Origin of the sequence: Rhizobium sp. YTUHZ044, assembly GCF_051123975.1 — a bacterium.
In the GTDB taxonomy this organism is placed as follows: Bacteria; Pseudomonadota; Alphaproteobacteria; order Rhizobiales; family Rhizobiaceae; genus Rhizobium.
In genome coordinates, this window is record NZ_CP101427.1 from 223,826 (window position 1) to 242,332 (window position 18,507).

At 62.6% G+C, this 18,507-nt stretch carries 19 protein-coding genes and 3 pseudogenes; 13 read left to right on the top strand and 9 right to left on the bottom strand.

What is annotated here, in order from left to right; all coding sequences use genetic code 11:
• Complete coding sequence (locus NL154_RS23920; protein ID WP_221123504.1) at positions 1 to 417, bottom strand: acyl-CoA thioesterase; 417 nt, start codon at positions 415 to 417, stop codon at positions 1 to 3.
• Between the two features lie 53 nt (positions 418 to 470).
• Here NL154_RS23920 and NL154_RS23925 point away from each other — a divergent pair, with 53 nt between their 5' ends.
• Positions 471 to 1,439: a zinc-dependent alcohol dehydrogenase family protein gene (locus NL154_RS23925; RefSeq protein ID WP_434734346.1), complete on the top strand. Its 969-nt coding sequence runs from the start codon at positions 471 to 473 to the stop codon at positions 1,437 to 1,439.
• Between the two features lie 147 nt (positions 1,440 to 1,586).
• On the opposite strand, the pseudogene NL154_RS23930 reads toward NL154_RS23925, so the two are convergent.
• The 3 genes and pseudogenes from NL154_RS23930 to NL154_RS23940 all read right to left on the bottom strand — a co-directional run.
• A pseudogene (locus NL154_RS23930) lies at positions 1,587 to 1,859 on the bottom strand (nuclear transport factor 2 family protein); the annotation flags it as partial.
• Positions 1,860 to 1,882: 23 nt separating this feature from the next.
• Positions 1,883 to 2,254 (bottom strand): annotated as a pseudogene (locus tag NL154_RS23935) (LysR substrate-binding domain-containing protein); the annotation flags it as partial.
• Positions 2,251 to 2,379 carry a hypothetical protein gene (locus NL154_RS23940; RefSeq protein ID WP_259665272.1) on the bottom strand — a complete coding sequence of 43 codons (129 nt, stop codon included), beginning with the start codon at positions 2,377 to 2,379 and terminating at the stop codon, positions 2,251 to 2,253. The pseudogene NL154_RS23935 and the gene NL154_RS23940, both read right to left, overlap by 4 nt.
• Positions 2,380 to 3,058: 679 nt before the next feature.
• Here NL154_RS23940 and NL154_RS23945 point away from each other — a divergent pair.
• Together NL154_RS23945 and NL154_RS23950 are read left to right on the top strand one after the other, a co-directional pair.
• On the top strand, positions 3,059 to 3,301 hold the full coding sequence (locus NL154_RS23945; RefSeq protein ID WP_210632076.1) for a BON domain-containing protein: 243 nt from the start codon (positions 3,059 to 3,061) through the stop codon (positions 3,299 to 3,301).
• A gap of 429 nt (positions 3,302 to 3,730) precedes the next feature.
• Positions 3,731 to 3,937: pseudogene (locus NL154_RS23950) on the top strand (nuclear transport factor 2 family protein); the annotation flags it as partial.
• On the opposite strand, the gene NL154_RS23955 reads toward NL154_RS23950, so the two are convergent.
• Positions 3,934 to 4,824: a LysR substrate-binding domain-containing protein gene (locus NL154_RS23955; protein WP_434734347.1), complete on the bottom strand. Its 891-nt coding sequence runs from the start codon at positions 4,822 to 4,824 to the stop codon at positions 3,934 to 3,936. The pseudogene NL154_RS23950 and the gene NL154_RS23955 overlap by 4 nt on opposite strands.
• A gap of 105 nt (positions 4,825 to 4,929) precedes the next feature.
• Here NL154_RS23955 and NL154_RS23960 point away from each other — a divergent pair, with 105 nt between their 5' ends.
• The 5 genes from NL154_RS23960 (at position 4,930) to NL154_RS23980 (ending at position 7,801) form a co-directional block, all read left to right on the top strand.
• Positions 4,930 to 5,634, top strand: coding sequence for an SDR family oxidoreductase (locus NL154_RS23960; RefSeq protein WP_210632078.1), 705 nt, complete (start codon positions 4,930 to 4,932; stop codon positions 5,632 to 5,634).
• A gap of 13 nt (positions 5,635 to 5,647) precedes the next feature.
• Positions 5,648 to 6,223, top strand: coding sequence for a pyridoxamine 5'-phosphate oxidase family protein (locus NL154_RS23965; protein WP_210632079.1), 576 nt, complete (start codon positions 5,648 to 5,650; stop codon positions 6,221 to 6,223).
• 277 nt (positions 6,224 to 6,500) lie between these two features.
• The gene (locus NL154_RS23970) at positions 6,501 to 7,058 is read left to right on the top strand and encodes a DUF3299 domain-containing protein (RefSeq protein WP_221147091.1); all 558 of its coding nucleotides are present in this window, start codon (positions 6,501 to 6,503) and stop codon (positions 7,056 to 7,058) included.
• A 75-nt stretch (positions 7,059 to 7,133) separates the two neighbouring features.
• Complete coding sequence (locus NL154_RS23975; protein ID WP_210632185.1) at positions 7,134 to 7,394, top strand: antitoxin; 261 nt, start codon at positions 7,134 to 7,136, stop codon at positions 7,392 to 7,394.
• A complete protein-coding gene (locus NL154_RS23980; RefSeq protein ID WP_210632081.1) occupies positions 7,391 to 7,801 on the top strand; it encodes a type II toxin-antitoxin system VapC family toxin in 411 nt (136 codons plus the stop codon). The genes NL154_RS23975 and NL154_RS23980 overlap by 4 nt, the downstream gene beginning before the upstream one ends.
• A 117-nt stretch (positions 7,802 to 7,918) precedes the next feature.
• On the opposite strand, the gene katG is transcribed toward NL154_RS23980, so the two are convergent.
• Entirely contained in the window at positions 7,919 to 10,102 is a 2,184-nt protein-coding gene (katG, locus tag NL154_RS23985; protein WP_434734348.1) for a catalase/peroxidase HPI, read from the bottom strand.
• A 143-nt stretch (positions 10,103 to 10,245) separates the two neighbouring features.
• On the opposite strand from katG, the gene NL154_RS23990 reads away from it, so the two are divergent.
• Positions 10,246 to 11,160, top strand: a complete 915-nt coding sequence (locus NL154_RS23990; protein ID WP_221147097.1) for a hydrogen peroxide-inducible genes activator — start codon at positions 10,246 to 10,248, stop codon at positions 11,158 to 11,160.
• A 45-nt stretch (positions 11,161 to 11,205) separates the two neighbouring features.
• On the opposite strand, the gene panB is transcribed toward NL154_RS23990, so the two are convergent.
• Positions 11,206 to 12,027 carry a 3-methyl-2-oxobutanoate hydroxymethyltransferase gene (gene panB / locus NL154_RS23995; RefSeq protein WP_210632084.1) on the bottom strand — a complete coding sequence of 274 codons (822 nt, stop codon included), beginning with the start codon at positions 12,025 to 12,027 and terminating at the stop codon, positions 11,206 to 11,208.
• Entirely contained in the window at positions 12,024 to 12,950 is a 927-nt protein-coding gene (gene panC / locus NL154_RS24000) for a pantoate--beta-alanine ligase (protein WP_434734349.1), read from the bottom strand. Before panC ends, panB begins: the two co-directional genes overlap by 4 nt.
• Before the next feature lie 243 nt (positions 12,951 to 13,193).
• On the opposite strand from panC, the gene NL154_RS24005 reads away from it, so the two are divergent.
• The 4 genes from NL154_RS24005 to NL154_RS24020 all read left to right on the top strand — a co-directional run bounded on the left by NL154_RS24005 (position 13,194) and on the right by NL154_RS24020 (position 17,049).
• A complete protein-coding gene (locus tag NL154_RS24005; RefSeq protein WP_210632086.1) occupies positions 13,194 to 13,670 on the top strand; it encodes a ProQ/FINO family protein in 477 nt (158 codons plus the stop codon).
• 111 nt (positions 13,671 to 13,781) lie between these two features.
• Positions 13,782 to 14,045 (top strand): hypothetical protein, encoded by a 264-nt coding sequence (locus NL154_RS24010; protein ID WP_434734350.1) that lies wholly within the window; start codon positions 13,782 to 13,784, stop codon positions 14,043 to 14,045.
• Positions 14,046 to 14,249: 204 nt separating this feature from the next.
• Positions 14,250 to 15,233: a cytochrome-c peroxidase gene (locus NL154_RS24015; RefSeq protein ID WP_221158158.1), complete on the top strand. Its 984-nt coding sequence runs from the start codon at positions 14,250 to 14,252 to the stop codon at positions 15,231 to 15,233.
• Positions 15,234 to 15,243: 10 nt separating this feature from the next.
• Positions 15,244 to 17,049 (top strand): methyl-accepting chemotaxis protein, encoded by a 1,806-nt coding sequence (locus NL154_RS24020; RefSeq protein WP_210632088.1) that lies wholly within the window; start codon positions 15,244 to 15,246, stop codon positions 17,047 to 17,049.
• 11 nt (positions 17,050 to 17,060) lie between these two features.
• On the opposite strand, the gene repC is transcribed toward NL154_RS24020, so the two are convergent.
• Entirely contained in the window at positions 17,061 to 18,350 is a 1,290-nt protein-coding gene (gene repC / locus NL154_RS24025) for a plasmid replication protein RepC (protein WP_210632089.1), read from the bottom strand.
• Between the last annotated feature and the right edge of the window lie 157 nt (positions 18,351 to 18,507).

An 18,507-nucleotide genomic window follows, 5' to 3' on the forward strand; every position in this document is an offset into this window, starting at 1 on the left:
TCAGCCCTGCGACAAGGCGGCCCTGGTGGCCTCGGGGATCGGCGTCGGGCGGCTGTCGGAAAGGCCGACGCAGACCCAGACGAGTCCGCCCGAGGCGCAATGGGCGCCATCGCGCTGGCGATAGAGCTCGATCGTAAAGGAGAGGCTCGACCGCCCGATCTTCTCGACCCTGACCTTCGCCTCGACGACGTCGTCGACATCGATCGGATTGTGAAAGGTGATCTCCGCCTTCTTGACGTGATAGGCCACGCCCGAGGTGGTGTGGCGGAAGTGGGTGAGGATCTCGCGGTGGCGCAGGAATTCGACGACCGCATCCTCGCAATAGTCGAGATAAACCGAGTTGTGGACATGACCATAAATGTCGATGTCTCGCATCGAGACCCGGAACGATGCTAAAGGCCTGTCGTCAACGCTCATTCGATCACCGAAATTTCGACGGCGTGTTCTAACCGACTGTGTGGGGGATGCAAATGCAATATCAGGCGGTCGTGCGAAAATTCGGGCCGGCCGAGGAGGTCGTCGGGATCGAACGCGCCGAACTGGCGCCGCTCTCGCGTGACCAGGTGAGGCTGCGCCTGCTGGCACGATCGATCAATCCCTCAGATATCATCACCATCTCGGGCGCCTATGCCGGCCGAACAACACTGCCCTTCATTCCGGGTTTTGAAGCCTTTGGCGTGGTGGAAGAATGCGGCGCAGAGGTGCACGGACTTGTGCCGGGGACGCGCGTCCTGCCGGTGCGCACTGCCGGCGGCTGGCAGGAATTCAAGGACACCGACCCAAGCTGGTGCCTTCGCGTTCCCGACGCGATTTCCGATCTCGAGGCGGCGACGAGCTACGTCAACCCGATGACGGCCTGGCTGATGCTGCACAAGAAAATCGGACTGAGACCCGGCATGCGCATCGCCATCAATGCCGCGGCGTCTTCGATCGGGTCCATCCTGATCGGCATGGCAAACGCGGTTGGCGTCGAGCCGATCGCAATCGTCCGCAGCGAAGAGTCCCTCTCGCGCCTCAGCGGCCGGCTGGAGGCAGTTATCGTCGACCGGTCGGACGGTGATCTCGCCGCCGGCCTCGCGGGCCGGCACGGGCTCGATGCGGTGCTCGACTGCGTCGGTGGCGCACGCGCCTTAATCCTCGCCGATGCGCTGCGGCCCGGCGGGCATTTCCTGCATTACGGCCTGCTGTCGGGGGAGAGCATCCCACCCTCCTTCTGGGCCCCCCATCTCGATATCGCCTTTTCCTTCTGCCACCTGCGCGAATGGGTCCATTCCGAAGCGATGGAAGACGTCCAGCGCGCATATGCCGAAGTGGCCGCGCAGATCACGGCGAAGGTCATCGCCACCGAAGTGCGACAGGTGTTTCCACTGGAAAAGATCGGCGAGGCGCTGCGTACCGCCCTGCCCATCCGCACGGGCGGGAAGGTGCTGCTGGCGTGATGGCAAGCTGCGCTCTCACCGCACCGGTTGAAACTGACGCCGCTCCGGAGATGCAGGCATGCCCCGTTGGCCCTCGAGGACCGCGGCGTTCCGGCGAATGCGACTTTCCAGGGCCGCGATTCCTTTTGAGTGCGTCATACCCGTCCGTCAGGAGACTTCCTGGATGTCGAAGCGAATGATCTTGCTGTCCCTGAGGTGGAAGACATGTCCAACCATCTTGTCCTGCAGAAGTGCGCCCTGGAGATCCCGCACCAACTGGTGGACATCTGCAACGATGGCGCCGTCAGAAGTCCTGTGAAAGCTTGCAGGTTCCACGTGGGGATCAATCATCGCCCATTGGCGGGTCCAGTAGGCGCGAACGGCCTCGCGCCCATGAACGTGGCCGCCCTCCATGCCGTTGGCCCATGCGACGTCGTCGGTAAATGCGTTTCAACTTTTCGATTTCAGCGTCCACGGTCCTCTCCCCGGACTTCCTGCGACGCAACCGACGGCAGCGACAACTGCATCGTACACCAGGCCCAGACCGCGTCGACAGCCTTGCGCGGCGATGATGAGCGTTTGCGCAACAGATAGTAATCGGGTCCCATGGTTGCCGTCGCATCCGTCACCTGCACCAGCCGCCCTGTTGCGAGATCGGCAGCGACGAACGCCCGGCAAACCAGCACGACACCCTGGCCGGCGAGAGCGGCATCCAGCGCCAGTGTCGTATGGTTGAGTGCTGCACGGGGCAGCTTTTCACGCGAGCGCAGGAATGCCGGCCAATGATCGTGCGAGTCGTGCAGAAGCGGCAGCTTGCGAAGCTCTTCGCCGGTCAAAGAGTGAATTCCACCGTGTCAAAGCTTTCGACCGCACTCCAGCCGGGCCAGTAGTCGTCTTTCAAAGGAATACCGTCCGAATTGATGCACTGCTTTTGGCCTGCATCGGCCACGTTGGGCGTCATGTCATACGCCTCGCTTGAGGTGATCCCTAATCGATTGAAACAGCAGCGCTGAGGTATGTTCAAACGGCCGCATTCACCTTTTGGTGGTGAAGCCAATCCCTTTTGCAGGATGTGCGCACTGGAATTTTTACATCAATCTTCCCTTGTGACCGGGAGGGACGAAATGGCAAGCAATTACCGTTTGCAAGCGAATGATACCACTTGGGCCGTAATCGACGAAGCGACTGGTGCACCGGCCCGATTGGACGGCATACCCCTCGTAAGAATGGAGGCCACGGAAGCCCGACATATGCTTTGTATACTTGATGGCATTGATCGGATCAGGACCACCTCGAAGTGGTGGGCGGAGCTCTCTAAAGAGCGGGCAAAGATGACAACCTTTCCGGGCGCTGTGCAGGCGGTGGAATTCAAGCCTCTTCGGCCGTTTAGCTCGAGCAAATGGACTTGGAACAATGAAGAGTTTCGCTAGAACAGACAGGCTTATGGCCATCAAGCTCTCGTGAGCAGCCAGCCATATTGTCGCCCATTATCGCCGCGAGCCGGTCGCTCCAGTCAGGTCCCCGAAGGCCGAGACCACAGGACCGATAAGACTTCCGGTCATGGCTTCTGGGACCTAAGTCCCGGCTCCGAACCAAATTGGCCTCGCGCTGTTTCCTTCGTATCACCAAGGAGGACTGCCATGACCTTTGAGCCGGAAAGCCTAGCCTACGATCAGCTTGCGAGCGTGCAGGCCGCGGTATCCGCGGAGCCAGAACTAGAAAGCTCGTCCATCTCTGTAAGCATGGTGGGCAGAAGCGTCCTGTTGGAGGGCTATGTGGCCGGTTATGGTGATCGGGAGAAGGTGACGGCGATCGCCGCCTTGATCGCGGGCCCGGAGAACGTGCACGACAGGATGCAGGACCGTGAAGAGATAAATGGATAACACCGCAACAGGGGCGAGCTTACCCAACCATAATGAAGTCTTCAAGGTTGTTTCTGAATGCGAAGAGCGCGCACACTGAAGGCAGCGCTCTTAAAGTTTGCCTCGAACTGCACGGCCCATGATCACTATCGGCGTGCCGCCGTTCTTTACGGAGGTTGAATTGTATGTTGGCGTGGTTCGATAGCCGGGGGTGATATGGGCAGAAAGCCCACACCATCTTGGCAGCAGAATATCCCTTTAGGAACAATCGCAAGGCGAGGTAGTTAATGCTTAGTCGGGCGTAAGCGTAATTGGAGCGCGGCGCTCTCCCCATCCCTCGGGTATTCGAGGTTGCTTCCAGCTTTCGAGCTGTGACGCGGGGTTCGAATCCCTGCCCCGACAACCATATTCGATACAATCGAACAAAGTCTGCGATTTCTCGTCGGCTCCTTCAACGCCCAGTCGAAGGCTAAGATCGTCCGCAGCGCTGCCGATGGCGATCTCGCCTGGCCGCATGTGCATGCGACGAACGGCGCGGCCGATCGCGGCCAGGCGATCGTCGATATCTTCCGCGTCAGGGACGGCAAGATCGTCGAGCATGGGGATGTGATCCAGCCCGTTCCGAGCGAGTCGGCCAACAAGAACACCATGTTCTAAGCCGCGTCGATCAGGGGTGGCGACAGCCGCGTTGCACACCAGTCCCAGACGGCGTCCACGGCCTTTCTCGGCGATGAGGAGCGTTTGCGCACCAGGTAGTAATCGGGTCCCATGGTTGCCGTCGCATCGGTCACCTGCACCAGCCGCCCTGTTTCGAGATCGGTTGCGACGAACGCCCGGCAAACCAGCACGACGCCCTGGCCGGCGAGTGCGGCATCCAGCGCCAGTGTCGTATGGTTGAATGCTGCACCGGGCAGCTTCTCACGCGAGTGCAGGAATGCCGGCCATTGATCGTGCGAGTCATGCAGAAGCGGCAGCTTGCGAAGGTCTTCGCCGCTCAAGGGTAAGATCAGGCCTTTGACCAGATGCGGGCTTGCGACCGCCACAAGCTCCTGGCGGAACAGCAACTGTGCCTGCAGGTTCGCCGGTAAAGGCGGGCGGGTAAGGCGCACCGCGATATCCACCTGGTCGCGGTCGAAATCCGACAGCGCCTCGGTGGCGACCGTCCTCAGGTCGATGTCGGGAAGGGCGGCATGGAACTCGGCAAGCCGTGGGATCAACAGCTTGGCGGCGACCGTGGGGGTGGCACTGATCGTCACCATTTCCGGCCGGTCGAGAAGCCGCCCGGTTGCCTCCGCGAGCGTATCGAAGGCGCGGGTCACATCCGCCAGATAGGCCGTGCCATAAGCAGTCAGCGCAAGGCCGCGGGCAAGGCGTAGAAACAGCCTGAGGCCGAGCTGCTCTTCCAGCGCGCGAACCTGCTGCGCGACCGCCCCTTGCGTGACACCGAGCTCCTCGGCGGCGGCGCGGAAATTCAGTCGGCGGCCCGAGGCCTCGAAGGCGCGCAGGGCATTCAGAGGCGGCAGCGTGCGGCGGGATTGGGTCATCGGCATATCCAGGAGATTTTCTACAGTCTGGCACCTTTCTTTCTCGCGCGAAAGTCCCGTCGGCATCTGCCATAATGCTCGCAATATCAGCTATCGGAGGTCTCAATGTCTGAAGGAAAAGTCGCTCTCATCACTGCAGGCGGGTCCGGCATGGGGGCTGCGGCTGCCCGGAGGCTCGCCGCGGACGGCTATCGCGTCGCCGTGCTCTCCTCCTCCGGCAAGGGAGAGGCGCTGGCAAAGGAACTCGGCGGCGTCGGTGTCACCGGCTCGAACCAGTCGAACGACGATGTGAAGCGGCTCGTGGATCTGGCGATGGAGCGGTGGGACCGTATCGACGCGCTGGTCAATTCCGCCGGCCACGGCCCACGTGCGCCGATCCTCGAAATCTCCGACGAGGACTGGCACAAGGGCATCGAGGTCTATTTCCTTAGCGCCGTGCGGCCGATCCGGCTGGTGACGCCGATCATGGAAGCGCAGGGCGGCGGCGCGATCGTGAATATCTCCACGGCATGGGCCTTCGAACCCTCTGCGATGTTCCCCACCTCGGCGGTCGCGCGGGCGGGCCTGGCGAGCTTCACTAAGATCTTCGCGGACACCTATGCGGCCAAGAACATCCGCATGAACAACGTCCTGCCGGGCTGGATCGACAGCCTGCCGGCCACCGACGAGAGGCGCGACAGCGTTCCGATGGGCCGCTACGGCACGAGCGAGGAAATTGCGGCGACGATCGCCTTCCTCCTGTCGGATGGGGCCGGCTACATCACCGGCCAGAACATTCGCGTCGACGGCGGCATCGCCCGTTCCGTCTGAGCGAGGCCTGGCGGTGGATCTCATAGACATCGATGCCTCGGCATGGGCGGAGCTCGAAACGGCTGCGGCGGGTCCGCAGTCGGGTTTCCGCTATGTGAACCTCTGCTCGGTGGGCGCCGAGGGCAGACCGCAGGCGCGCATGGTGGTGCTGCGGGCGGCCGATAGAGCGAGGCGCAGCCTTGAATTCCACACCGATACGCGAAGCCCGAAATGGCTGGAGCTTTCGGCAAATCCCGACGTTACGGTGCTCGGCTTCTGCCCGCAGGCCCGGCTGCAGTTACGGCTCCAAGGCACCGTCGAACGCCACGGCCCCGGAAGCGAACGCGCCGACGCGGCTTGGGAAAACCTGCCCAACCGGACGCGGATGACTTATATCGGTGGGCCGCCGGGAGATGAACGAGCCTTCGAAACCGTGGCCGAATTGCCGGAGCCTCGCGGCGAAGTGGAGGGGAAGGCTCGCTTTGGCGTCCTGAGTTTTCGCGCGCGGATGCTGGACTGGTTTCAATTGCGTCAGCAGGACAACCGAAGAGCCCTGTTCAGCTATGACGAAACCGGCGCGCTCACCCATAGGCGATGGGTCAATCCTTGAGCCTAAAATCACGGTGCGAATCCTCGTCAAGTGCATGACATGAATAGGATGGCAGCCTATTCTCGGATACACGAAATATTGCAGCGGCTGTGCGTGCGTGTCCCGCCGGGCTTGCGGAGGTCGCCTCGCTGCTGCCGATCGCCGCCGAGCTGCTCGGCCAGCATTCACGGACGGCCAATACGCATAGGGAGCTCGGCTGATGGACCCGCGAGCGGGATCGGGAGTAGCATCCGTGCGGCAGTGGCAGGCGGTCAAGCGACCGGCCCGGGGAAATGCGATGATGAAGCTGAGACCTTTTTTCCTGACGTTCGCGATGCTGGCATTCGGCTTGGCATGGCCGGTTTCCGACACCTTCGCTGCAGCGCAGCCCATTTTCTGGAGTGCTTTGCGGCCGGCCGATCAGGCCAAGGCGACAGTACCGCTGTCGGGCAAGGCGGTCAGCGGTCCGCAGGGCGAAACGCTAGCCTGGCATGATGAGGAGCATCCGGTCGACTTGACGGGCTTCGTCCTGCCGATCGACCAGGACGGCGACCTTGTCTACGAATTCATGCTGGTGCCCTGGGCTGGAGCCTGCAGCCACATGCCCTCCCCGCCGCCCAACCAGTTGGTGCGCGTCGTTCCGCAGGAACCTCTGCATCTCGAAAGAATGTACGAGACCGTGACCGTGACGGGCAGCCTGCGGCCTGGCCTGGATCAGGCGCAGTTCTTCATGATCGACGGCGTCCGCATCCTTGCCTACGGCTACAGCATCAGCCATGCCGAGGTGGGGAAAGCGACGGCGACTGATGATCCCGATCTGCTGACGCTCTCGCCGTTCGGCATTCTGCCTCGTTAATGGAAAGGCTTCTTGCAGAAACGGCGCGTGTCGCGTATATACATGTTTATATATACAGACTGTGGAGAGTTCTCTATGCCGCAATATGCACGCGTGTTTCAATCCGGCAATTCGCAGGCCGTGCGGCTGCCGAAGGAGTTCCGTTTCGATGTGGAACAAGTGGAAGTGACGCGGGAAGGCGATGCCGTCATTCTCCGGCCGCGGGTCGATAGCCGCGTGCAGTGGGCGTCGTTGCGAAACGCTCTTGAACGCGGGCTCAGCGACGATTTCATGGCACAAGGGCGAGAACAGCCGGAGGATCAGGAGAGGCCTGGTCTTCAGGGCCTGTTCAAGTGATTACGCATCTGATCGACACCAATGCCGTGATTGCCTTGATCGGTCGCAAGTCTGACATGCTGCTCTCCCGCGTGATGGAGAGCGACGAGGGATCGATCGGCCTCTCCACCGTCGTCATGCACGAACTCTATTACGGCGCCTACAAGAGCGCTAAAATTTCCTACAATCTCGAAACCCTGCGCCTGTTCATGGCGGATTTCCCAGCCGTCGGTTTCGAGCGCGAGGATGCGCTGGCAGCCGGGGAGATCCGCGCCGCATTGGCGGCCAAGGGAAAGCCGATCGGTCCTTACGATGTGCTGATTGCCGCGCAAGCCAGGAGCCGCGATCTGGTTCTCGTCACCAACAATGTCGGGGAATTCCAGCGCGTCGAAGGCTTGTGCGTCGAGGATTGGACGGTCGGGCGGTAGTCCAAGAGAGCTTCAGCGGCGTTTCGGCGTGTTCTTCGAGACTCCGCCTCGCGCCTGTTCAGGATAAAGTGGACAAGGCGTGCCACACGGCACGCCTTGGGCCGAAATGCCTGCCGATCAGACGAGATCGAAGCGATCGGCGTTCATGACCTTGTTCCAGGCGGCGACGAAGTCCTTGACGAACTTCTGCTTGGCGTCGGCCTGGCCGTAGACTTCGGCGAAGGCGCGCAGCTGCGAGTGCGAGCCGAAGATCAGGTCGACGCGGGTGCCGGTCCACTTGGCGGCACCCGTCTTGCGGTCGCGCCCTTCATAAATGCCGTCCTCGCCGGCGGGAACCCATTGCGTCGCCATGTCGAGCAGGTTGACGAAGAAATCGTTCGTCAGCGTCTCGGGCCGCGACGTGAAGACGCCGTGCTCGGGGTTGCCCGCCTTCAGCACGCGCAGGCCGCCGACGAGGACCGTCATCTCGGGCCCGGTCAGCGTCAAGAGCTGGGCGCGGTCGACAAGCGCTTCTTCCGGCTTCATGAACTGCAGACGCTTGCCGTTCACATAGTTGCGGAAGCCGTCGATGCGCGGCTCGAGTGCGGCGAAGGAATGCGCGTCGGTCTGAGCGTCGGACGCATCCATGCGGCCCGGCGTGAAGGGCACGCTGATGGCGTTGCCGCCGGCAGTTGCCGCCTTCTCGACGCCGGCCGCACCGGCGAGCACGATCAGGTCGGCGAGCGAGATCTTCTTACCGCCCGTCTGGGCGGCGTTGAAGTCCTTCTGGATGCCTTCGAGAACGCCGAGCACCTTGGCGAGCTGGGCCGGCTGGTTGGCTTCCCAGTCCTTCTGCGGAGCAAGGCGGATGCGCGCGCCATTGGCGCCGCCGCGCTTGTCGGAGCCGCGGAAGGTCGAAGCCGAGGCCCAGGCGGTCGAGACCAGTTCCTGTACGGAAAGGCCAGTGGCGAGAACCTTTGCCTTGAGGTCGGCAATGTCCTTGTCGTCGACGAGGGGATGGTCGACGGCCGGGATCACGTCCTGCCAGATCAAGTCTTCGGCCGGAACCTCCGGGCCGAGGTAGCGCACCTTCGGCCCCATGTCGCGGTGGGTCAGCTTGAACCAGGCGCGGGCGAAAGCGTCGGCGAACTCACCGGGATTTTCGAGGAACCGGCGCGAGATCTTCTCATAGATCGGGTCGAAACGCAGCGAGAGATCGGTGGTCAGCATGGTCGGAACATGCTTCTTGCCCGGCTCATAAGCATCCGGAATGGAGGCTTCGGCGTTCTTGGCCCGCCACTGATGGGCGCCGGCAGGGCTCTTCGTCAGCTCCCACTCGTGGGCGAAGAGGTTTTCGAAGAAATAGTTGCTCCACCTGGTCGGCGTCTGCGACCAGGTGACTTCGAGGCCGGCGGTGATCGCGTCTTTGCCGACGCCGGTGCCGAACGAGCTCTTCCAGCCGAGGCCCTGGTCCTCGATCGCGCCGCCTTCCGGCTCGGCGCCGATGAAGGACGGGTCGCCCGCGCCATGGGTCTTGCCGAAAGTGTGGCCGCCGGCGATCAACGCCACGGTTTCTTCGTCGTTCATTGCCATGCGGGCGAAGGTTTCACGGATGTCCCGGGCCGCCGCGACCGGATCGGGATTGCCGTTCGGGCCTTCCGGGTTGACATAGATGAGGCCCATCTGAACGGCGCCGAGCGGTTCCGCCAGCTGGCGTTCGCCGCTGTAGCGCTCGTCGCCGAGCCAGGTGCCCTCAGGACCCCAGTAGAGCTCTTCCGGTTCCCAGACGTCGGCGCGGCCGCCGGCGAAGCCGAAGGTCTTGAAGCCCATGGATTCGAGCGCGACGTTGCCGGTCAGGATCAGGAGGTCGGCCCAGGAGATGCGGTTGCCGTATTTCTGCTTGATCGGCCACAGCAGGCGGCGAGCCTTGTCGAGGTTGGCGTTGTCAGGCCAGGAATTCAGCGGTGCGAAACGCTGCTGGCCCTGGCCGGCGCCGCCGCGGCCGTCGGTGATGCGGTAGGTGCCGGCGCTGTGCCAGGCCATGCGGATGAAGAGGCCGCCATAATGGCCGAAGTCGGCCGGCCACCAGTCCTGCGAATCCGTCATCAGCGCGTGAAGATCCTGCTTCAGCGCGTCGAGATCGAGCTTCTTGAACTCCTCGGCATAGTCGAACTCCTTGCCCATAGGGTCGGCGCGGCCGGAATTGTGATGAAGAATCTGCACGTTCAGCTGGTTCGGCCACCAGTCACGGTTGGCGCGGCCGCGGGGCGTATTGCCATGGGCCACAGGGCATTTGCCTGTGCTGTCAGTGGGGTTGTCCATGATCGTCTCCTTCATTGCTTGATCTGTCTGCGGTTCAAAAGATGAGCCGAGCTGACGCCCCACTCTCTCCCTTGCAGTCTTCATATCGGAAGCGTTCAATAATTTTAAGTTGGATTTACTGATTGCCGCGATAAGCTGAGGTTATGAAGAATCTTACCCTGAAACAGCTGCGTTATTTTGAAGCCCTGGCGCGGGATGGCCGCTTCCGCCGCGCCGCCGACGCCTGCGCCATCTCCCAGCCGGCGCTCTCCATGCAGATCAAAGAACTCGAGCAGGAGTTGGGCGGCGAACTCTTCGAGCGAAGCGCGCGCGAGGTCAAGCTTACCCCATTCGGCCAGAGCTTTGCCCTAAGGGTCCGCGACATCCTGCGCGCCGTCGATGAGCTAGGGGAATTCGCCCGCGCTTCGCGCGAATCCTTCCTCACGCGTCTTCGCATCGGCATCATCCCGACGATCGCGCCCTATCTGCTGCCGGCAATTATAAACGATCTCAACGAAACCTTCGCCGGAATTCAGATCGAGGTGCGCGAGACGCAGACAGGCAAGCTGGTTCATGAACTGGCGCAGGGCCAGCTCGATATGGCGATCGTGGCGCTGCCGGTGTCGGAACCCTCGCTCACCGAACTCGAGCTTTTCAGGGAGGAGTTCGTGCTGGTCAGGCGGCAGGAGGACGGAGACAAGCCGGTGCCCGAGCGCGAGGCGCTGCGCGAAATGCGGCTGCTGCTGCTCGAAGAGGGCCACTGCTTCCGCGATCAAGCGCTGTCCTTCTGCAAGGTGGGCCCTGCCCGTCCTCGGGAGATCATGGAAGGCAGCTCGCTCTCCACTCTCGTCCAGATGGTCGGCGCCGGCATCGGCGTGACACTGATCCCGGAGATGGCCGTTCCCGTCGAAACACGCTCGGCCCATGTCTCGATCTCCCGCTTCCCCTCGCCACAGCCCTCGCGAACGATCGGCATGGTCTGGCGCAATTCGACACCGATGGCCAAGCAGTTGCAGGAGGTCGCCGACGCGGTCCGCCGCTCAGCCGAGACGATGCGGGAGCAGCATATGGGCGGGTGACGGACGATGGCTGCCAGTTGAGTGCCAAAGACCCCTGCCCTCGCCTCAGCTGCGGCGCTTGAACGTATGTTCGGCTGCCGGAAATTTGCGCGCGCGCACCTCCTCGGCATAAGAGGCGGCGGCGTCAGCGACCCTCTTGCCGAGTTCATCGTAGCGCTTGACGAAACGCGGCCTGAAGTCATTGAAGAGGCCGAGAATATCGTCGGAGACCAGGATCTGGCCATCGCAGGCGGACGAGGCGCCGATGCCGATGGTCGGTATGTGGATCGAGGTCGTCATCTCGCGGGCGAGCGGCTCCACCGTGCCTTCGACAACAACGGCGAACGCGCCGGAGCCGCCGATCGCATGCGCGTCGCGGCGGATCTTGGAGGTCTCGTGTTCGGAATGGCCAACGGAGCGATAGCCGCCTGCAGTGTGAACGAGCTGCGGCATCAGGCCGATGTGGCCGAGCACGGGAATGCCTCGCTTGGTCAGGAAGGCGATTGTTTCGGCCATCTCCTCGCCGCCTTCGAGCTTGACGGCGTCGCAGCCGGTTTCCTGCATGATGCGCACGGCATTGCGGAAGGCGACCTCCTTGGATTCCTGATAGCTGCCGAACGGCATGTCGACGACGACGCAGGCATTGGCGACGCCCCGCATCACCGCCTTGCCATGGGCGATCATCATGTCGAGCGTCACGCCGATCGTAGTCTCCATGCCGTAGAGCACCATGCCGAGCGAGTCTCCGACCAGCAGCAGGTCGCAATGCTCGTCGAGAAGGCGCGCCATCGGCGTCGTATAGGCGGTGAGGCAGACGATCGGCTTACCGCCCTTCATGGCTGCGATCCGCGTCGGCGTCAGGCGCTTCTGAGATCCGGTGGCGCTCATTTCGTCACTCCCTTCCCCGGCTGGCCGCTCACTCGGTTGTCCCGGATCATTTTGCTGTTCCCGCTTGCCGGGCTGCTGTTGTCTCCGACAACTCTGTTGTCGAGAAGCCGCGTCGTGCCGATTCGCACGAAGAGCGCCACGACGATGGGGTCTTCGAGCGAAGCGACCGATGCCAGCGTTACCGCATCCCTGACGGCGACGACTTCGACCCTTGCCAGAGGCTCGCGGCCGATGAAGGCGGTGAGTTTCGCCTCAAGTTCTTTCGCATCCGTCAGGCCTTCGGCGATGAGCCGCTCGGCCTCGTCGAGCGCCTGCGGAACGATCACTGCCGCGCGCCGCTCATCGGGGCTGAGATAGACATTGCGCGAGGACAAGGCGAGGCCGTCGCTGTCGCGCACCGTCGGCACCGAGATCACCCGCACCGGCACGGCGAGATCTTCCACCATGCGCTTGATGATGACGACCTGCTGGTAGTCCTTCTCGCCGAAATAGGCAGTCTGCGGCTGGACGATGTTGAAAAGCTTGGTGACGACGGTGGCCACTCCGGCAAAATGGCCGGGCCTGACCGCGCCTTCGAGTTCGCGGCCGAGATCGGGAACGTCGACCACCGTCATCATCGGGCGGGGATACATGTCCTCGACGCCCGGCGCGAAGAGGAAATTCACACCGGCCTGCTTGAGCATGTCGCCATCGCGCTCGAGATCGCGCGGATATTTGCCGAGGTCTTCGGCCGGGCCGAACTGCAGCGGATTGACGAAAATCGAGACGACGACGAGGTCGTTCTCTGCCCGGGCGCGGGTGACGAGCTTGAGATGTCCGGCGTGGAGATAGCCCATGGTCGGAACGAGGCCGACGGTGCGCCCCTGCCGCTTCAGCGCATTGAGCGTGTGGCGCAGCTCTTCAATATTCGAGAAAACCCGCATACATCCTCCCCGCGGCCGGTCACTCATCTTGGGCGCGGATAAGAAGTGTAATCGAAGCGGGAGGTCAATGCACTTCCGCGACAAAAAACGATTAGATGCATGGCAGGCCGATAAACCCCACTCATATCCGCCGGGAAATCGTGTCTCGCATCCGGCTTGCCGTAGGGCTAGCAATGTGCGACCTGCGCCTCTATCTACCCTCGCCGTCAAGATACCATCACAGTCGGCCGTTATGGAGGATGCATGGACAAACCCTGGAAAATCAGCCGTGGGCCGATTGCGGCGACGGAGCTCGACGTGGAGAAGGCAAACGCGATCAACTCGCTGTTGGTCCGGCCGGTCGGCGTGCTTCCGACAAAGCCTGGCGATCCCGTCCTTCCCTTCGCCGTCGGCCTCTTCAACGAGCTGCGCCCGCTCCTGAAGCCCGATGCCGGCGTGACGACGCTTCGGCGCGCGACCGCTGCCTATGTCCATTGCCGGCGCTATTATTTCGCCAGCGCCCAGCCCGATTCCATGCGCCATAACATCGACGGCGAACCGGTCGAGCCGCTGTCGGAGGAAGACCGATTGGTCGGGCAGAAGCGGTTCCTGAGCCTCAAGCAGAGCGCCGCGAAGGCCGAGGAGCCTGAGCCAGCGCCTGTGGTGGTTCCTCCTCCTGTCATCAGCAAGAACGAGCAGATCCGCGCCGCCCTTCTCGGCAAAAGGAACGCCGCCCAATAGGGTGAAACGACGTCAGCCTTGCTCCTCCTTCGGTGAAGCCCTGAGCATTTCCATGGCACAGGGCGGCTTGACGGTTGCGCCAGAAAAATGCCCCGCCCGGAGGATCCGCAGATGGCTGATATCATCACGAAGGGCGGGTTCTTCTGGGGCCCGCACATGGGCTTCACACAAGGCGTTTTCGCGGCGCTCGTCGCCGACGCGGCACCTGCTGATCTGCGCGGCACGGGGTTTAGGTTTTTCAACCTCGTCTCGGGGGTTGCAATTCTGCTCGCCAGTGTGGTGGCGGGCGCCCTGTGGGAAGCGGCGGGGCCGCCATCACCTTCACCGCCGGCGCCGCCTTCGCGGCGCTCGCGGGCGCGGCCCTCCTCGTCGTGAAAGCACCCATGACGCAGAAGTCTTGAAGAATATTGCGCTCGACATGCAATGGAAGAATAACCTGCTGGTGTATTCTCACACCAAACTATTTTCTGCGCAACGTCAGGTAGTTATAACTTCATGTATTTCACGCTTTACAGAGCTTTAACGCTATTATTCTAATTTAAGCACCAGCTATTAAATCTCGCTGGACGTTCTAAAACGATGCGTTTTCTGGTTGCAGCTTCCCTTTTTGCAATGGCCGCAGCCCAGTCCGCGGCGGCCGATCTTTCCGCCTACAAAAGGCCGCTGACGGTGCCTTTCGAGAAAGTGACGCCCTATTCGCCGCAACTCGCGACGCTCGGCAAGATGCTGTTCTTCGATCCCCGGCTTTCCGGCAACAAGAACATGACCTGCGCCAGCTGTCATAATCCTTCCTTCGGCTTCGAGACGCCGGTGAAGACACCGATCGGCGCGGCCAATACCGCGCTCGCCCGCCAGGCGCCGACAGTCCTGAACGTCGCGTGGGTCTCACCCTTCTTCTGGGACGGCCGCGCGAAGAACCTGGAGGATCAGGCGGCAGGCCCCATCACCGCAGCCGCCGAGATGAACGGCAAGCTCGAAACTGCTGTCACCGAAATGCAGAACATTCCCGATTACAAGGCGTGGTTCGGCGAAGTCTTCCCCGATAAAGGGATCACAAGGGAGACGATTCTGACGGCGATCGCCACCTATGAGCGGACAGTGGTTTCCAACTGGTCGCCCTTCGACCGCTGGGTGGACGGCGACGAGAAGGCGGTTTCCGACAGCGCCAAGCGCGGCTTCGAGGTCTTCACCAGCAGCGCCGGCTGCTCCGCCTGCCACTCAGGCTGGAATTTCACTGACAACAAGTTTCATGACATCGGCCTGCCGGATGAGGATATAGGCCGCTTCAAGATTGATCCGAGCAGCCCGAACAATCAGCATGCTTTCAAGACGCCGGGCCTGCGCAACACGCTCTATCGCGGCCCCTATATGCACGACGGCAGCCTGAAGAGCATGGACGAGGTGATCGCCCACTACGAAAGCGGTGGCGTCGGCCGCCCCTCGCAAGATCCCGCCATGATGCCCTTCTTGCTGACTGACCAGGAGCGCGATGATCTGATCGCCTTTTTGGGAACTCTGACCGCCGAAAAGCAGGACATTCCCCTGCCGACGTTGCCGAACTGAGGTGCATACCATGAAACTCTCCATACGCATGCAGATCCTCGTCCCCATGGTGGCGACGATCGTCGTCGGATTCGGCAGCGCCCTCCTGATCGGCAACCAGGCTATCACCGGCCAGGCTCGGGTTGCCGCTGTGGTGCAGGAGGCGGTGAACGCCAAGCTGAGCTCGGCCCATATCGAGCAGCAGTTCCGGCAGGCGACATCGGTGGTCGACCGGGTGCTTTCGATGACGAATTTCGTGCCGGCAGCCGAGGTCAAGGCAGCGTTCGAGGAAAGCAATGGCGCGCTTTCGCAGTCGCTCGATGAGCTTGGGCGCGTTGATCTCGCCATGTCGCTGACCGAGGGGGTGCGCTCGCTTCGCGAGGCGCACGGCGCCTGGGAAAAGGACGTCAAGGTGAGCCTCGGCCTGCAGCAGGCCGACCAAGTGCCGACGGCCGAGAAGCTGGCGCGCTCGCAGCAGGCGATCATGGAAGGCATCACCGCCGTCAACGGGATCGTCGACAGGATCGCGACCGAAAGCGTAGCCGAGGCCGGCAAGGCCCTGGAGACGAAGATCGAAACTGAACTGGCGCTCGCGGGCCTTGCCGCCATCATCGGCCTCGGCATTCTCATTGCCATCGCCCGGCATGTGTCGCGTCCGATCCAGCGCATCACCCGATCCATGCAGGAACTTGCCTCCGGCGAGACTGACAATGCGATCCCCTATGCCGGTCGTGGCGACGAGATCGGCCTGATGGCGGGCTCCGTCGAAGTCTTCCGCCAGAACGCCATTGCGCGCATCCAACTGGAAAGCCAGGCGGAGGAAAACCGGCGTCTGGCCGAAGCAAACCGGCTGGCCGACCAGGAGCAGGCGGAGCGCAGCGCTGCAGCTCGGCTGAAGACTGCGACCTCGGGCCTCGCCGCCGGCCTGAAACGGCTTGCGGAGGGCGATCTCGCCTTCCAGCTCTTGGATCGGTTCGCGCCTGAATTCGAGCCGCTGCGGCATGATTTCAACGCGTCGGTGGAGCAGCTCGGGCGCACCCTGCTTTCGGTTTCAAAAAGCGTGTCGATCATCAATACGGGTACCCGCGAGATCAACAACGGCTCCAGCGAGCTTTCCGGCCGCACCGAGCGGCAGGCGGCAACGCTCGAGGAGACCGCCGCTGCGCTCGACGTCGTCACGGCCAAGGTGACCGAAGCCTTCAATATCGCCGAAGAGGCGCGCAGCGTTGCCGACAACGCCAATCGCAGCGCGATCGCATCCGGCAAGGTGGTGGCCCAGACCGTCGACGCCATGAGTCAGATCGAGGAATCCTCCAAGCAGATCAACAATATCATCGGCGTCATCGACCAGATCGCCTTCCAGACCAATCTGCTGGCGCTCAACGCAGGGGTCGAAGCCGCACGCGCCGGCGAGGCCGGCAAGGGTTTTGCCGTCGTCGCCCAGGAAGTGCGAGAGCTCGCCCAACGCTCGGCCCAGGCCGCCCGGGAGATCAAGGAGCTGATCGGGCGAGCATCCGCCAAGGTCGCGAGCGGCGTCGAACTGGTCAACCACACCGGCGCGGCACTTGGCGACATCGGCCGCTTCATCGTCGATATCAACCAGCGCATGGAAACGCTCGCCGCCTCGGCGCGCGACCAGGCGACCAGCCTCTCGGAAGTCAATTCGGCCATGAGTCAGCTCGACCAGGTAACCCAGCAGAACGCCGCCATGGTGGAGGAAACGACCGCCGCCAGCGTCACACTGGCCAGCGAAGCCGAACGGCTGCGCGAACTGGTCACTCAGTTCGAACTGGGTGGGGCAGACTCCGGCACGCGGAGCTATCGCGACGCAGCGTGAGGTAAGCACGATTAGGTCCCGGCCCGGCTGACAGCCGGGCTTTTTGCACGCAGCAGGGCGATCAGCATCGGGCCGAGTGCAAATTCACTGCGTTCGGCGCGCCGCGTCAGGTCCCTGAGATAGCCTCCGGCGGAGTTGATGCACTCTCCCCTTTGCAGGATGCAGGCCATGACGGTGGCGGCGCTTTCCGGCCCCATCACGCGTGACGCCGCCTCATAGGCCGACGGACTGACGGCGAGCATCGAGCGCACGACGATGGCCGCTGTCATCAGATCCCGCCAGCTGTCGACCTTGCCGCCAGGGCCGTAGTCCATGATGTCGGGGCAAGCCTGGAGAACAGTGGCGAGCGGGAAGGATTTCAGTTCGCATACTCTCGGCCAAACGGCGAGGCGCGATCCCTCCCGGCCGCGTGTTTGCGCTTTCGGCCCGTCATCGTGCGGCTTCGTCCCCGGTTGCGGATCCCGGCCGGCCTGCCCCGCCCCCGTTTCCAAGCGCGGTTCAGATTCAGAAAGGGATTCGGTGTGAGAATTCTGTATGTGGCGCTCAATCCGGGATTCACTGGTGCTCGCCATCTGCATTTTCGCGTGCAGCTCCAACAGGTTGACGATATCTGTGCGGAGTGTCTCGAGGTCTTCGAGGACGGGCGTGAGGGTTTCGATCGTCGCGGCTCGCGGAATCCGATCCAGGATAGAATGGAACATTGAGGACACGCGCTCGCAATCTCCCGCAACCGCTTCCTCGACGGCTGCGGAAATCAGCTTGGCGATGTCGCGCCGGTAGATCGTCAGCCGCTCCTTCATGGCGCGCAGCATCTGCCGGTCAGCGGCGATCCGTGCCGCCATCACCTCGATCTCGCCGGCCCGGGCGAGGAGCGGGGCGAGGCTGAAGCCATAGGCCTCGTCGATTCCGCCCCCCCGGCCGCGGCGGGCATAACGTTTGCCGTTCGGGCTGTCCTTGCGGGAGATCAGGCCGGCCTCGATGAGTACGGCGAGATGCCGGCGCAAAGTGGCGGCGGCCATGCCGCGGGCTCTGAGCGAAAGCTGCGCGTTCGAGGGGAAGACCACCAGTCCTTTTTCGCTGGACAGTTCGTCCTCAGGATAAAAACTCAGCAGCGCATCGAGCACCGTTAGCGCTCTGTCGGAGACGTCGAGCCCTGCCCGCGCCTCGCAGACGGAGCGGAACAGTTTCCATTTGCTGCGCGTCGTCTCGGCCGCGATCGCTTCGCCTCGCCGCTGTTTCAGCAGCATGGCGAGCGTCATCGGCCGCCGCCCGAAGGGCGTCGTCACATAGTCACTCTCCATTTCCTTCACCTCTCATCGGGCAAAAGAAATCCGCTCACCGAAACGATGCGAGGGAAAAGGTGCTGCAGCATCATTTACGCGTCTGAAAAGACGCGCAGGCGCTGCAGGACTCTTGACGGGGATTCGTGAAAATGCGATTCTCTGTCTTGCTAAGGAT

Coding starts and splice junctions, on each gene's coding strand:
- NL154_RS23920 (WP_221123504.1), bottom strand. CDS start 417: ATGAGCGTTGACGACAGGCCTTTAGCATCGTTCCGGGTCTCGATGCGA.
- NL154_RS23925 (WP_434734346.1), top strand. CDS start 471: ATGCAATATCAGGCGGTCGTGCGAAAATTCGGGCCGGCCGAGGAGGTC.
- NL154_RS23940 (WP_259665272.1), bottom strand. CDS start 2,379: ATGACGCCCAACGTGGCCGATGCAGGCCAAAAGCAGTGCATCAATTCG.
- NL154_RS23945 (WP_210632076.1), top strand. CDS start 3,059: ATGACCTTTGAGCCGGAAAGCCTAGCCTACGATCAGCTTGCGAGCGTG.
- NL154_RS23955 (WP_434734347.1), bottom strand. CDS start 4,824: ATGACCCAATCCCGCCGCACGCTGCCGCCTCTGAATGCCCTGCGCGCC.
- NL154_RS23960 (WP_210632078.1), top strand. CDS start 4,930: ATGTCTGAAGGAAAAGTCGCTCTCATCACTGCAGGCGGGTCCGGCATG.
- NL154_RS23970 (WP_221147091.1), top strand. CDS start 6,501: ATGATGAAGCTGAGACCTTTTTTCCTGACGTTCGCGATGCTGGCATTC.
- NL154_RS23975 (WP_210632185.1), top strand. CDS start 7,134: ATGCCGCAATATGCACGCGTGTTTCAATCCGGCAATTCGCAGGCCGTG.
- katG (WP_434734348.1), bottom strand. CDS start 10,102: ATGGACAACCCCACTGACAGCACAGGCAAATGCCCTGTGGCCCATGGC.
- NL154_RS23990 (WP_221147097.1), top strand. CDS start 10,246: ATGAAGAATCTTACCCTGAAACAGCTGCGTTATTTTGAAGCCCTGGCG.
- panB (WP_210632084.1), bottom strand. CDS start 12,027: ATGAGCGCCACCGGATCTCAGAAGCGCCTGACGCCGACGCGGATCGCA.
- panC (WP_434734349.1), bottom strand. CDS start 12,950: ATGCGGGTTTTCTCGAATATTGAAGAGCTGCGCCACACGCTCAATGCG.
- NL154_RS24005 (WP_210632086.1), top strand. CDS start 13,194: ATGGACAAACCCTGGAAAATCAGCCGTGGGCCGATTGCGGCGACGGAG.
- NL154_RS24010 (WP_434734350.1), top strand. CDS start 13,782: ATGGCTGATATCATCACGAAGGGCGGGTTCTTCTGGGGCCCGCACATG.
- NL154_RS24015 (WP_221158158.1), top strand. CDS start 14,250: ATGCGTTTTCTGGTTGCAGCTTCCCTTTTTGCAATGGCCGCAGCCCAG.
- NL154_RS24020 (WP_210632088.1), top strand. CDS start 15,244: ATGAAACTCTCCATACGCATGCAGATCCTCGTCCCCATGGTGGCGACG.
- repC (WP_210632089.1), bottom strand. CDS start 18,350: ATGGAGAGTGACTATGTGACGACGCCCTTCGGGCGGCGGCCGATGACG.